Genomic DNA, 11,992 nt, shown 5'->3' with positions numbered 1-11,992 from the left:
GTTTGCGGTCACATTCTGTGACCGCAATATCAGTCGCGGGGGCGGTAGTTCTCCATCCCCTTCGCGGCGCGGGCGATGCGCTCCTCGACCATGCCCAGCAACTCGCCCAGCTCGGCAGGGCCGACCAGATCGAATTGCTGACGGCACTGGCCGACCTCGTTGACCAGATCGGCGAGGCCGCGCAGCGCAAGAGCCCCGGATTGGTAGACCACATTGACCGACCAAAGCGGATATTTCGTCGTCCCGAAGCTTGAACCAAAAATCGTCCGGAAAGCGGTCCGGGTTGCGCCGAAACTGCTTCAAAGATCAGGCGTTGAAGGGACCGGTTCATGACGCGGCCCCCCCGTGACAGAGGGGCCGCGCGGGTTTGCGGTCACATTCTGTGACCGCAATATCAGTCGCGGGGGCGGTAGTTCTCCATCCCCTTCGCGGCGCGGGCGATGCGCTCCTCGACCATGCCGAGCAACTCGCCCAGCTCGGCAGGGCCGACCAGATCGAATTGCTGACGGCACTGGCCGACCTCGTTGACCAGATCGGCGAGGCCGCGCAGCGCAAGAGCCCCGGAAACGATCTCGTCGCGCGGATCAGGCATTGCCCACCTCGCTGTCCGGCAGCTTGATGAACTCCGCGACCTGATCCGCGCGTTCCGCGATCAGTTCCGGCGTGCCCATTTCGAACCGGATCGTATCCCGCAACATGCTGAGCAAGACGATCTTCGCAATGTCGAGAGTGTGACCCTCGAATTGCCGCGCGACGGCCTCTTTGCAGGCAACGAGGTCTTGAAACGTGTCTTTCATCGCTCAGCCCTCCAGCCCGAGGCGCATCTGGCGGGTATCCTCGATCTCCGCCGCGATGCTGTTGGCCTTCCGTTGCAGATCGAGCAGAATGTAGAGCGGCGGCACCAGAGCATCCGGCGCGATATACCCGCGCAGGCGCATCGCCTCGATCTCGGCGGTCAGCGCCCGGTGCGAATGCTGCCAGCGCCCGTAGAGTTGCAGGTAGCTGTCGCCGACCTCCGCCGCCGCCGCGATACGCTGCCGGATCGCCTTCTTGCCGATACACTCCTGCCGGTCGATCGCCATCTCGCGCCGCAACGCCGCCTCGCGGGCATGATAGGAGTTGAAGATCGTATCGACCAAGCTGATACGCGCCGGAATTACATCCGGCCCGGTCATCAGGCTCAACAGCAATACAGCACCTCTTTCCGTGATAGCGACCTGCTCCAGATCGGTGCGCTTTCCACGTGAAGTGCGGACGTGGTGTCCGAACCTCGTAGAAAACTCGGCTTCCGAAAGCGTGAAGTAATAGCCTTCCGGAAATTGGCCTCGATGTCGCCGGAACGCCTTTTGAACTGTGTCCAGTTTGATGCCGACCACATCCGCAATCTCGCGGATCAGCATGAAGGGCGGACGGTCCGGCAGATCGTGGATCTCGGACCGCCCGATATTGGCGGGTAGGGTAATGTCTGTCTGAGACATGGCTTATCGCTCCTTCGGTTACGGGGGGCACACAGCCCCCGGGTGTTAGCAAGACCGCCGAAGGCCGATCCCCACATGCCTTTAGGCCGAAGCCCTGGACATTCGCATGCGGCACCCGGAGTAAGATCGTCTCATGTGAGACGCCGTGTCGGGGCGTAACCGCCTTCGGTGTCTTGGTTCGGGCGCTTGCTACGGCACTACCGAACGCCACCAAGATGCAGCGGTTCGCTCTGATTGTCAATTGCGGGGCTTCGACCCCCCCGACCGGGCCGGGGAGCGTGCGGGGGATCACACTGCTCAAGCCCGCCGCTCGACCCGGCCAGTCAAAGGATTTCACGCTGTCAAAGAGCGCGGGGCAAATCATTGCCCCGGACGAGCAGCATAGCCCGCGCGCATGGCGTCTGGGAATGCGGCTCGTCATCTCCTCACACCTTCGCCAGGTCGAGCGGGATCGACTGCCAGGGCGCGTCGTGCGCCTCGCGGTGCCAGCAGCGCACATAGGTCCTGGAGCCCACCACGCGCATTGCGTCGCGGATCGCATCCTGCCCGCGCCGCCAGCGCGGATCGCTGCTCTCGCGGCGCAAGAGCACGAACATCAGCGCGCGGTTGATCTGGCCTTCCTTGTCGGTGTTGAACGCATCCGAGACCAGCCCGCGCAGCTCCGCGCGCGCATCGGCAGACCATTCGTTCAGGCACTCATCGAAGAGCGCCTTGGCGGTCTGCAACTCGGGGCCGAAGTCGATCCGGTCCGATACGCGCACCTCGACCTTGTAGAGCTGATCGACGGTCATCAGGGTCTTGTTGCCTTTCTTGCCGCCGACGCGGGCCCCGTATTCCTGCTCGAGGATCGCCTCGAAATCCGAGATGTCGTCGAAGGTGTGTTCCTTGAACCGCGCGATCTGCGCCGAAAGCGGCAGCGCGTAACCCACGATCTTGCGGGCGGTCTCGTCTTCGAGCAGGTGCTGCGGCTTGATCGTCTCGACCGGCTGCCAGCCGCCGCGACCGTCGCCCATGTAGCTGTGACCGTCGATCTCGCGGCGACCGTCGGGCATGGGGTGAGGGGTGAACTCAGACATTGTCATCTCCTGTTGAAGGGGTGGTTGAAGGGGGCTTTGATCCCACGCCGTGCAGCGCGCAGACGCCCGCCATGGCGGCGATCTCGTCCATCGAGCAGAGCGTGGTGCCTCTGGGCCCGAGCAGATCCACCTTGGCCACGCCCGAGGCGGCAAGGCGGATCATCTGATCATAGCTCCAGCGCGGGATGTCGGGGGTGGTCATAGCCTCGGCTCCTTGTCGTCGATGATGGCGTCAACCAGCCGGTCGCGGGCGACGATCTGGAGGATCTGGACCGAGAGCGCCTTCACGCTCATCTGCCGGGCGGCGGCATAGGGAGCCAGGGCCGCGCGCACCTCGCCGCTGAGCCGCGTCAGCCGAGCGCCTTGCGGGGCGTTTGACGGCCCCATTTTGATGCGCGGAAACTCGGCTCCGTTGCGGCGCAGATAGGCCAGCACGCTGTGCACCCGGTTCGGCGTGACACCGATGCGCCGCGCGATCTCGCTTGCGGGGACCGCCTGCCCGGCAAGCGCGCTCACCACCGCATCAAGGCTGTCATCACGTCGCATCATGCCCTCCCTTGTGAACGGGGCAGCGGTTGCAGGCCCGATACATGGTCACATACTGGGCATTGACGTTCTCGAAATGCCCGGCGCGCCCGCGCCACTTGCGGCAGACATGCGTGCCGATCTCGCCCAGCACCGGGCAGGCGAGGCGGCCCGACATGAACGTGCCGCGCACGATATCCTCCACCGCGCTGGTATCCGCCGGATAGCGGTTGCGCAGGATGTTCGACACCAGGCTCGCGCTGCGCTCCAGCCGCAGCGCCACCTTGTTCTGGCTGGTCTCGTCGCAGGCCCGCGCCAGCGCCTCGACCCAATCGGGGATCGCCTCACCCCAGAACTCGCGGGCCGTCTCGACGGCGCTCATGCCGCACCACCTTTCGAGGGGGCGAAGGCACCGGTGTTCGGATCGAGGATACCCGCGAGCCGGACCGGCCTGGGCGGGCGCGGGCCGCTGTCATCGATCAGCTGATAGATCGCCTCGCGGCGGCCCGGCACGGCGGTCTGCCGCGCCTTGAGGTGACCCGAGCCGATCAACTGGCGGCAATAGGCGCGCGCCTTCTCGACCGTCACCTCAACGCCGCCCGCATTGGCATGTGCGGCGATGTCCGTGGGGCTGAACTGCCGCAGATGCCGCATCGCGCGCCACATGTTGCCCTCCGGCGTCGCCTTGCCGCATACGGGCTCCGGCATCGCTGCGGGCTTGTGCGAGGGCCGCCAGAACTTCTTGTTGTTGTCTCCGATCCGCGAGACGCAAATACGGCCATCCTCGCGCCAGAAACGGATATAACGGATTGCCGTCTGCTCGGTGCAGCCCCGGCGCGCCACGTCACGGAAGTCGAATTCGTCCAGATCCCGGACCTGCTCCCACATCCTGTCGAACAGTTCGCTCATTTGCGCACCGCCTTGGCTTCAGCCGCAAGCGGGATCACCGTCTCGGCACGCCCGGGGCGCGCCGCGGGTCGGAAATCCTCGACGCGCCGCACGGTCGGCGGCTGACCGGTCGTGAAGGGACGCGTGCTCCAGAGATCGAGATCGGCGCTCCTCCGGCCGCGCCCCTTGGCCAGCTCGCGCGCCGACGCGAGATTGGTCGCCACCCGCCGGATCGACCCCGCCGAGGCATCGACGATCGCGGCCAGCAGGTCATCGGCCACCTCGACGCCGGCCGCATAGATCGGCACGAGCTTTGCCGCGTCCGACATGTTGCAGGCCAGCGCGGGCTCCCACGCCAACTGCCGGTTATGGATGTGCTCCCAGCGGGTCAGGTCCTGCGGCAGCTTCTCCTCGCCTACGAGGATCACCGGGGCCTGGCAGCTCTCGTAGATGTCGCACGCAAGCTCGATCATCCGCTTGCGCAACAGATACTGCGCGTCGTCGATGATCAGCGGACGGTCGCTGCGCGCCAGCTGCGCGCCGATCGCATCGACCATCGCGGCCACGCTGCGCACCGGCGGCAGGCCGATCTCGCGCAGGATCGCCTGCGCGAAATAGGTGGGCGTCCAGCAACCCTTGACCTGCACGACATGCGCCTGATACTCGTTCGCCGCCACCGTCACGGCGGTAGTCTTGCCCCAGCCCGACGGGCCGTAGAACGTCGCCATTCCGGGCAGGCCGAAGGCGCGGGACTGCACCCGCTCGACCAGACCGATCAGGGCCGCGACATTGCGCAGGGGGGCGATGGATGGTGTCATGCTGCTCTCCTTTTCTTGTTACTCTCGGGCCCCAAAGCTGCGCGCCATGCGCAGATGGGCCCGGTATTCCGCCGAGGATTGGTAATCGCGCAGCCACTCGTCCTGCGCCTGCGTCAGCGCCTCGCCCTCGCCCTGCGCGCGCTCCAGCGCCATCGCGCGGGCAAAGCGCTCTTCGGGCTCATGGGCCTCTCGGGGCTGCGCGCGATGCTCTTCCAGCCGCATCAACTGCGCCTCCAGCGCCGCCTCGCGCGCCTCATCCGCCGCCTGCGCCGCCCGCCGCTTCGGCGCGGCCTTGTGGGGCACCACCAGCTGATGCACCTGCGCCTCGGGCAAGGGCGCGCCGGGGGCAAGCGCCCCGGTCCCGCGCATCCGCGCCGCGATCTCAGCCGCGCTCAGCTCGCGCGCGGCCACGGCCTCGGCCTTCTGCGCCTTGACCCACGCGCCACGCTTGCGGTTGTGGTCGCGCGCGTGATCGACGCTCAGGAACGGGGCGGCCTCGCGGCACTCGGCATGGCCCAGGTAACGGCCCTTGAGGTCGTAAATCTCCAGCCCGGCCGCCAGATCGTCGGCATCGAACCGCGCGACAACCCGCTCGCCCGCGATCCGATACATCCACTCCGACCAGTAGCGCGACCCGTAGAGCTTCAGCTCGCCATTGTCCTTTTTCGCGCGCACACCCTCGGCCCGCATCAGGAACAGGCGCAGCTGCTCGTCGCTCGCGCGCCGGATCGTCGCCTTCGCATACCCTTCGTTGAAAATCTCATCGAACGACCGGCCCATCGCCACCTCGCTATTACGACCCGGCCGCGCATTGTGATGCGCCATCTCCTCCTCCATCACCGCCTTGAAATCCTCCAGCGGGATGGCACGGCTGCCGTAATCCTCGGGCTTGGCGGTGGGGTTGTTGCCGGTATAGGCCCCGTCGAACGCGGGATGCTTGGCCACCCGGTCGCAGAGGTCGCGAAACGCACGCTCGATGGGCTTGGATTGCCCGGCATAGGGCGTGGCCCAATGGATCTCGATACCCAATAGCGGCAACAGGCCGGGAATGTCCTCATCCCTGATCTTGAAGCGGAACCGGCTCGGCGCGCCGCCCGTCATCGCCTTGGCAGCGAATTCGCGGCCATTATCCATCAGCGCCGCCTGCGGCACGCCCCATTTGCGGATAAGATCGCCGGTCACCAGCTGCACCGTGTGGCTGTTTGCCGTGTCCGATAGCCGCCACGCCAAGAGCTTGCCCGAATAGACATCCGACCAGACCATCAATTGCGGACGCACCGGTGTCTCGACGCCCGGCCACTGCACAAACACGTCGAACTTGTGATAATCGCCCTGGATGCACTCCATCGGGACCATGAACGCCTTGCTGCGGACCTGCGCCGGGTAGAACCTCTTGAGCGCCTCCGCCCCTTTACGAAGGAAAACCTCGGTCGGACGCGACACCTCGGCCCTGATCCGCCGCCGCACCTGGTGCAAGGGCGGTACCGGGCTGTTGCGCTTCTCGGCCACCCAGACGCGGGCGGCGCGGTCATAGCAGCTCGTGAGGCTCGGCTGCGACAAGCGCAGCCAGTCGCTGCGCACAAGCGCGATGAAGGCATCATCCAGCTCGACCCGCGCCACGCCACTGCGGCGCACCGCCCGCCCGTCGATCAGATAGGCCAACCGGTCCGGGGCCGGAACACCCTCGATCATCCGCAGCCAGCTCCATATCGTCGTCGCCGCGCAGCCCTCTTTCCGGGCAATCTCGTATACCGCCAACGACCGCGTCAGCCCCGCCGCCTCCAGCGCCTCAACCTCGCAAAGCGCCCCCAGCCGCCGCTCCGCCTCGGCCCGCGACTTGTCACTCGCCGCGTCATACCGCGCCCAGGCATCGTCAGTCCCTCGCTGAACGCGAGGAGGTTTTGCCAGGTCCACGCCAAGTCGAAGTCGCGCGCGCAAGGGCAGGACGCTCCAGTGATACTCGACCCCGCCGCCCGCGCCGCGCCTGCGCCGCACCTTGCCCGCCACCATGGCCCAGCCCTCACGCTGCGCCAGATCGTTGACGCGGCGCTTTGTGCCGGGCACGTCCGGCAGACCGGACGCGGCCAGCTCGGCCGCACTCCACCATTCCTGCGCAGTGGCGTGATCGCTCATGCGGCGTCCTCCTCGTCAGAAAGGAAACGGAGCAGACCCTCGATCTCTGCGGCATTGTCGGCGACGAATTTCCGGCGCGCGTGCAGACCGGCCCGGCTCCACGCATCGCGCAGCCGCGCCAGGTCCCGATCCGTCTCACTCAGCGGGGCCGGGACCTCGCCCCGCGCGGCCCGGTAGGCACGGCGCGCGGCCTTGACCGTCGCCGCCTTGCCTTCCGCCAGCGCCTCGATCACGAAACTGCGCTCTTCGCGCTCACCGATCTTGCCGACCCCGATCAGGTCCATCACGCCGACCTGACGTTTCGCGCTGCGCAGCGCCTCGGCCTCGGGCCTGTCCAAGAGCAGACCGGCCCGCACGTAGTTGCGGATATGCCGCTCAGACAGATCAAGATGTTCCTGAACGCTCTTGGCAAACGATACGACGGAAATCGTTTCCGCCGTATCCCAGCGCTTGGCAATCAGCGCCGCGCCCGTCGCGGCGCGGGCCTCTGGATGCAATGCCTCATAGCTGCGCTTGCGCTCGGCAAGAAACATCGCCAGATCGACCGGGATCAGCGGCGCACCGGCAAGATTGCTGTCGATCTCGATCAGCCGCGCCTCGGCATCGTTGCAGCGCACCAACCTCACATGGATGCTTTTATAGCCCATCTCGCGCATCGCCGTCAGGCGGTGCAGGCCATCCAGAAGGTAATCACCGTCGCGCTTGCGCCGCACATTGATGTTCTGCAGCTGTCCCTGTTCGAAAAGCGATGATTTCATCGCTTCCACCGTCGCTCGGCTCACACCTCGCAACCGGTCCTCGACAAGGATCGCATCCACCGGCAATTCAGTGACAGACGAGATATGTTCAATCATTCCGGGGCCTTCACCATTGTATACCGGCAAATGAGCCGGTCCTTCTTGCGCTCGCGGGTGCAGTGGATCACCGCCCCGTTCGCCCGCAGTTCCGCGATGCAGCTGTTGACCGCCACCACATGCGCCTCCCGCACGATCTCGCGCGTGGTATGGGCCCGCCCGTCCCTCAGGACCGACAGAACCCGTTGCAGGCGCGGCGAGGTGAGCGGTGCGTGATGCATCAGCCCAGCATCCTTGCATCGAGGCCGGATTTCCGCTCCCGGCACCGGTTGCACATCCGGTGCCCGAAGCATTCCGACCAGAACCGCGCGCCGCAGCTCAGGCAGGCCCGCTCGCGCGCCTGACCTTCCCGCCGCGCGGCCTCCTCCATCAGGTCCATCTGCCGCAAGGCAAGCTCTCGGTGACTGTAGGCGCGGGTCTTGCGCACCTTTCCGTCGAACACGGCATATCCGGTGCCCCAGCGGGCGACGTGAAGGGCCATCGCGCTCACCCTCCCAAGCTCGCGACGACGAACAGCGCCACGAAGAGCGCCACGCCCCCCAGCACATCGCCGATGATGGAAAGGACGCCGCGACCGGGGCCTTGCGGCCTCGCACGGTCGCGGCGCAGTGCCCGCGCGCCATAGAGGCGTCTGCTCGCGCGGGGGTTCGAATGCGTGTTCAAAGGGGCCTTCACCGGTGCACCCTCCGCGCGTCATTCTCACGGATGAACTCTTCGCGGCGGATCGCCAGGTGCTGCTCCTCGGCCAGGCGGCTCAGCCGCATCAGCGACAGCGCGCAGCACGGACTGTCGATATCGCGCACCAGCTGCAACGCCAGCGCCACCCGCATCGCCTGCGGCATAAGCTCGATTTCCGATTGCAACTGCCCCGCACCGGGCACCAGATCACGGATTTTCATGGCTCTCTCCTTGATAGATCACCGGCACGGGCCGCAGCACCGACACCACCAGCACCGACGCCACCCCGGCCCAGAACAGCCCCGCCAGCACCATCGCCAGCCCAAGGCCGCTGCCCGGTGGCAACCGCCCCTCCGGGTCCCGCCGCCCGCTCATGACAGCACCCCCGATGCACGGGCGAGGCTAGACACCCCGCCCGCGCGCGCCCTACCATCGCAAGGGTCAACAAACCGATGGAGGGAACCGATGACCAAAGACCCCGAAGCCGAGATCAAATGGCTGAAGGCGCAGATCCAAGCCCTACGCATGACCGTTGTCTTTCTTGTCAGCGCGATGGATGGGGTCGGTGCCGGTGGCAATGCCGATCACATAGTGGTGCAGCTTCTGGCACAGAAGAAGAACGCGGACGGCAAAGACGCGCTGACGGCCTTCGCCCTCGACGACATCATCAACATGATCGACACGCTGCGGGAGCCGTGAAGTCTCGCGTTCACGCTCGATCCGCCGCGCCGCTTCAAGATCGACAAACCCGGCCCTGTCCAACCCGAGTTCCTCGCGTGCGGGGGCGCGCGCTGGGCACACCTCCGGGAGAGCGACACTGACATGCTCGCCGCAGCGCAGGCAGTAGACCCGTTTGCTGCCCGGCCCATGCACCTCCATCTGGCAGGGCTGCGCCGTGCGGCGGGCCTCCTCGCCGATGCGAACGGCACCAGCGTCGAGCTTCTTCACGGACCGCAGCTCAGGGCAGATCATCAGGGCAAGGCGACGGCGAAGGCTCATGCCGGGTCCTCCTGATTGGGGTTGCGCTCGCCGAAAAAGACGAAGTTCCAGTCAATTTCGGGAAAGAGATGATCCAGCCGCTCGCCATCGCGCAGCCGTGCCCAGATACGCCCGATCTCGGGCCTGCTGATCCCCCGCCGGTCACCTTCCTCTTCAAGACGCTCACGGCGCGTCGGGAGGCAGGCATTCCACTTGTTGAATAGTCGTCGAGCAAGATCCACACCCGCCCAGAAACCTGCCTTGTAGTCGCGGGATCGGCGTAACGCCTGCGCCTCGGACGCGTCGGTCCGAACTGAGCGGAACACCGGCGTGACATCACAGGTTTCCGGGGTAAGCTCCGGGCACAACAACAGCGCAAGGCGACGGCGAAGGCTCATGCCGCGTCCTCCGCGTCACCGGACGGGCGACGGATGCTATCCGGCCACGCATGACCGGAACCGTCCGGCCAAAGGTCCGAACAGCGTTGGATGATGACCTTGGCGCGGCGCAGGGTGATCCCCACGCCAGCATCAAGACGGGCCACCGTATCGCCGCTACCGCTGGCCATACGGGAGGCATAGGTGACCTCCCAATCGCGGGCTTTTGCCAGCGCGATGATCAGGTCTCTTATTTGGTGCTCGCTCAACATGCACCCATTTGTGCACAATCATGGATGCACATGCAAGCACAAATGCGGACAGATGGAAAATATTGGACGGGAACGCGTTTTTTGTGTAGTGCACGATTGTGCACACCGATCCATCATATGTCCTGCTTGAGGAGATAAAGGCCCGCCTAGAAAGGGACGGACTGTCCCATCGCGGCCTCGAAAACCGCCTTGGACTTCGGCGGAATTTCCTCAAGGGAATACTCGACAAGGAAACTCGGACGCCGAGCGTTGATAACGCCAAGAAGATCGCAGAGGCCCTTGGCCTCGAATTCTACCTCGGCCCGCCGCGCGAAACCGGCCCTGTATATGATGTGTCGCTCGACGGCTCCGAGTATGCCGCCATCCGCCGCATCGACGCCCGCCTTGCCGCCGGGGCGGGCGCGGTGAATGACCAGGTCGAGCACTCCGACGCGCTGGCCTTCCGCCGCGACTGGCTGCGCGAACGTGCCATCTCCCCCGATCAGGCCTGCCTCCTGACCGTCACCGGCGACAGCATGGCCCCCACGCTCCATGACGGCGATCTCGTGATGATCGACCGGCGCCGCCGCGAGGTCCGCAACCGCCGCGTCTATGCCCTCATCGACACCGACGGACATTCCCGCGTCAAACGCCTCGACCTGATCCCCGATCAGCTCCTCATCCTCACTTCCGACAACCCCGCCCACCCCGCCGAGACCCGCCAGGGCGACGACATGAACCGCCTGAACATCCTGGGCGAGATTGTCTGGTCGGCGCATAGCTGGTGATCGGCGCGCGCGCGTAACTTCATCTTAAGCAGGAGATTTCGATATGGTAGACCGTAAGGCACCACCCACGCGCCCCGCCCCTGTGCGCGACCCGCGCAACGACGCGATAGAGTATAGCGAGGGCAAGCGGAACGGCCTCAACGTCTCACCCACGCGCCCCGCCCCCGCGCGCAAACCCGACAAGGGGCAGGACGAAAACGAAGGATAGGACCATGCCCATCGACGCCGAGCACCACGATCTGACCTGCCACCTGCAACGCTCGATCCGCTATCACCGCCTGCGCGAACGCTTCTTCGAGGGCTGGTCGAACCGGGTATCCTTCCTCTCGCTCGTCTCCGGATCGTCGGTCGTGGTCGCCCTTCTGGCGCAGTGGGCCGATTGGATCCCGCTTGTCGCGGGCGCATCCGTCGCCGCCTTGCAGGCGCTCGATCAGGTCGCCCGCCTTTCGGCCAAGGCGCGCCAGCACAGCAGCCTCGCCGGTGAGTTCCTGTCGCTCGAACGCATCCTCGCCATGCGCGCCGATCCCACCGCCGACGACCTGCGCGAGCTGCGCGCCGAGATACTCTCGATCGAGGCCCGCGAGCCGCCGATCCGCCGCTATCTCGACCTCATCTGCCACAATCAGGTGGCCCGCGCCATCGGCTCCGACGACATCGAAAAGCTGTCCTGGTGGCAGCGCCTTTTTGCCCAATACCTGCCCGGCGACACCGCCCTCCAACGCTGAGATTTGCCCGAAAAAATGCGCCCACTTCTCTGGTCGGAAATGCAGGTCGTCGGCAAGGCTACGCCGTTGATCTTCAACGCAAAAACATGGAAGTGGGCGGATTTCTGAGAACTGGGCGCGAACCCGCCCAGTTCAGGACGCTCCCTGACCCGGTTTTCCACTCCGAAATGCGCCTCGAATTTGCGTTTAAACCCTGTTTTAATGGGGTTTGACGCATCGCGCGCCTCGTTGACCCTCAACCCGCCTCACAACCCTCAAACCGCCCAGATCGGTCATTTTTCCCGATCCACTGCGGACTTCACCCAGCGCACTCCCTGGCGCTCTCTCACGTCCATACTCCCCTTATTTTACTGCCCCATCCGGCAAAGGCCGACCTCTTCGGGGCTTATCCGGAAACACTTCGGAATAGAGTGTCACACAACA

Annotated in this window: 23 protein-coding genes and 1 pseudogene; 4 read left to right on the top strand and 20 right to left on the bottom strand. The window is 65.6% G+C overall.

All coding sequences use genetic code 11. From position 1 onward, the window contains the following. Positions 1–29: 29 nt before the first annotated feature. From ABIE57_RS19735 to ABIE57_RS19655, 18 genes and pseudogenes are all read right to left on the bottom strand, one after another. Positions 30–212 (bottom strand): hypothetical protein, encoded by a 183-nt coding sequence (locus ABIE57_RS19735; RefSeq protein WP_354540750.1) that lies wholly within the window; start codon positions 210–212, stop codon positions 30–32. A gap of 34 nt (positions 213–246) precedes the next feature. Further along, positions 247–303: pseudogene (locus ABIE57_RS20655) on the bottom strand (hypothetical protein); the annotation flags it as partial. A gap of 91 nt (positions 304–394) precedes the next feature. Then, the gene (locus ABIE57_RS19730) at positions 395–592 is read right to left on the bottom strand and encodes a hypothetical protein (protein ID WP_354540749.1); all 198 of its coding nucleotides are present in this window, start codon (positions 590–592) and stop codon (positions 395–397) included. After that, a complete protein-coding gene (locus ABIE57_RS19725) occupies positions 585–797 on the bottom strand; it encodes a hypothetical protein (protein WP_354540748.1) in 213 nt (70 codons plus the stop codon). The genes ABIE57_RS19730 and ABIE57_RS19725 overlap by 8 nt, the downstream gene beginning before the upstream one ends. Before the next feature lie 3 nt (positions 798–800). Beyond that, positions 801–1,478 carry an ORF6N domain-containing protein gene (locus ABIE57_RS19720; protein ID WP_354540747.1) on the bottom strand — a complete coding sequence of 226 codons (678 nt, stop codon included), beginning with the start codon at positions 1,476–1,478 and terminating at the stop codon, positions 801–803. 425 nt (positions 1,479–1,903) lie between these two features. After that, the gene (locus ABIE57_RS19715) at positions 1,904–2,554 is read right to left on the bottom strand and encodes a DUF3164 family protein (protein ID WP_354540746.1); all 651 of its coding nucleotides are present in this window, start codon (positions 2,552–2,554) and stop codon (positions 1,904–1,906) included. Then, entirely contained in the window at positions 2,547–2,756 is a 210-nt protein-coding gene (locus ABIE57_RS19710) for a hypothetical protein (protein WP_354540745.1), read from the bottom strand. Before ABIE57_RS19710 ends, ABIE57_RS19715 begins: the two co-directional genes overlap by 8 nt. Next, complete coding sequence (locus ABIE57_RS19705) at positions 2,753–3,100, bottom strand: hypothetical protein (protein ID WP_354540744.1); 348 nt, start codon at positions 3,098–3,100, stop codon at positions 2,753–2,755. Before ABIE57_RS19705 ends, ABIE57_RS19710 begins: the two co-directional genes overlap by 4 nt. Beyond that, on the bottom strand, positions 3,090–3,461 hold the full coding sequence (locus ABIE57_RS19700) for a hypothetical protein (protein WP_354540743.1): 372 nt from the start codon (positions 3,459–3,461) through the stop codon (positions 3,090–3,092). Before ABIE57_RS19700 ends, ABIE57_RS19705 begins: the two co-directional genes overlap by 11 nt. Beyond that, positions 3,458–3,988 (bottom strand): hypothetical protein, encoded by a 531-nt coding sequence (locus ABIE57_RS19695; RefSeq protein ID WP_354540742.1) that lies wholly within the window; start codon positions 3,986–3,988, stop codon positions 3,458–3,460. Before ABIE57_RS19695 ends, ABIE57_RS19700 begins: the two co-directional genes overlap by 4 nt. Beyond that, positions 3,985–4,785 (bottom strand): AAA family ATPase, encoded by an 801-nt coding sequence (locus ABIE57_RS19690; protein ID WP_354540741.1) that lies wholly within the window; start codon positions 4,783–4,785, stop codon positions 3,985–3,987. The genes ABIE57_RS19695 and ABIE57_RS19690 overlap by 4 nt, the downstream gene beginning before the upstream one ends. An 18-nt stretch (positions 4,786–4,803) precedes the next feature. Then, the gene (locus ABIE57_RS19685) at positions 4,804–6,918 is read right to left on the bottom strand and encodes a transposase domain-containing protein (RefSeq protein ID WP_354540740.1); all 2,115 of its coding nucleotides are present in this window, start codon (positions 6,916–6,918) and stop codon (positions 4,804–4,806) included. Further along, the gene (locus ABIE57_RS19680) at positions 6,915–7,772 is read right to left on the bottom strand and encodes a ParB/RepB/Spo0J family partition protein (RefSeq protein WP_354540739.1); all 858 of its coding nucleotides are present in this window, start codon (positions 7,770–7,772) and stop codon (positions 6,915–6,917) included. Before ABIE57_RS19680 ends, ABIE57_RS19685 begins: the two co-directional genes overlap by 4 nt. Beyond that, the gene (locus ABIE57_RS19675) at positions 7,769–7,993 is read right to left on the bottom strand and encodes a hypothetical protein (RefSeq protein ID WP_354540738.1); all 225 of its coding nucleotides are present in this window, start codon (positions 7,991–7,993) and stop codon (positions 7,769–7,771) included. Before ABIE57_RS19675 ends, ABIE57_RS19680 begins: the two co-directional genes overlap by 4 nt. After that, positions 7,993–8,253, bottom strand: a complete 261-nt coding sequence (locus ABIE57_RS19670) for a hypothetical protein (protein WP_354540737.1) — start codon at positions 8,251–8,253, stop codon at positions 7,993–7,995. The genes ABIE57_RS19675 and ABIE57_RS19670 overlap by 1 nt, the downstream gene beginning before the upstream one ends. 5 nt (positions 8,254–8,258) lie before the next feature. Continuing rightward, complete coding sequence (locus ABIE57_RS19665; RefSeq protein ID WP_354540736.1) at positions 8,259–8,447, bottom strand: hypothetical protein; 189 nt, start codon at positions 8,445–8,447, stop codon at positions 8,259–8,261. Beyond that, on the bottom strand, positions 8,444–8,671 hold the full coding sequence (locus ABIE57_RS19660; protein ID WP_354540735.1) for a hypothetical protein: 228 nt from the start codon (positions 8,669–8,671) through the stop codon (positions 8,444–8,446). Before ABIE57_RS19660 ends, ABIE57_RS19665 begins: the two co-directional genes overlap by 4 nt. Then, on the bottom strand, positions 8,658–8,825 hold the full coding sequence (locus tag ABIE57_RS19655) for a hypothetical protein (RefSeq protein WP_354540734.1): 168 nt from the start codon (positions 8,823–8,825) through the stop codon (positions 8,658–8,660). The genes ABIE57_RS19660 and ABIE57_RS19655 overlap by 14 nt, the downstream gene beginning before the upstream one ends. A gap of 90 nt (positions 8,826–8,915) precedes the next feature. On the opposite strand from ABIE57_RS19655, the gene ABIE57_RS19650 reads away from it, so the two are divergent. Beyond that, entirely contained in the window at positions 8,916–9,149 is a 234-nt protein-coding gene (locus ABIE57_RS19650) for a hypothetical protein (protein WP_354540733.1), read from the top strand. A gap of 296 nt (positions 9,150–9,445) precedes the next feature. Here the strand turns inward: ABIE57_RS19650 and ABIE57_RS19645 are convergent, their stop codons facing one another. Continuing rightward, a complete protein-coding gene (locus tag ABIE57_RS19645) occupies positions 9,446–9,826 on the bottom strand; it encodes a hypothetical protein (protein ID WP_354540732.1) in 381 nt (126 codons plus the stop codon). Beyond that, on the bottom strand, positions 9,823–10,077 hold the full coding sequence (locus ABIE57_RS19640; protein WP_354540731.1) for a hypothetical protein: 255 nt from the start codon (positions 10,075–10,077) through the stop codon (positions 9,823–9,825). Before ABIE57_RS19640 ends, ABIE57_RS19645 begins: the two co-directional genes overlap by 4 nt. Before the next feature lie 98 nt (positions 10,078–10,175). Between ABIE57_RS19640 and ABIE57_RS19635 the strand changes: the two genes are divergently transcribed. From ABIE57_RS19635 to ABIE57_RS19625, 3 genes are read left to right on the top strand one after another with little or no spacing between them, the layout of a single operon-like run. After that, a complete protein-coding gene (locus tag ABIE57_RS19635; protein ID WP_354540730.1) occupies positions 10,176–10,844 on the top strand; it encodes a LexA family transcriptional regulator in 669 nt (222 codons plus the stop codon). Positions 10,845–10,887: 43 nt separating this feature from the next. Then, the gene (locus tag ABIE57_RS19630; protein ID WP_354540729.1) at positions 10,888–11,052 is read left to right on the top strand and encodes a hypothetical protein; all 165 of its coding nucleotides are present in this window, start codon (positions 10,888–10,890) and stop codon (positions 11,050–11,052) included. A gap of 4 nt (positions 11,053–11,056) precedes the next feature. Next, positions 11,057–11,569, top strand: a complete 513-nt coding sequence (locus ABIE57_RS19625; protein WP_354540727.1) for a hypothetical protein — start codon at positions 11,057–11,059, stop codon at positions 11,567–11,569. The last annotated feature ends 423 nt before the right edge of the window (positions 11,570–11,992 follow it).

Origin of the sequence: Roseovarius sp. MBR-6, assembly GCF_040547525.1 — a bacterium.
GTDB lineage: Bacteria > Pseudomonadota > Alphaproteobacteria > Rhodobacterales > Rhodobacteraceae > Roseovarius.
This window is presented reverse-complemented; position numbering and strand designations above follow the sequence as displayed.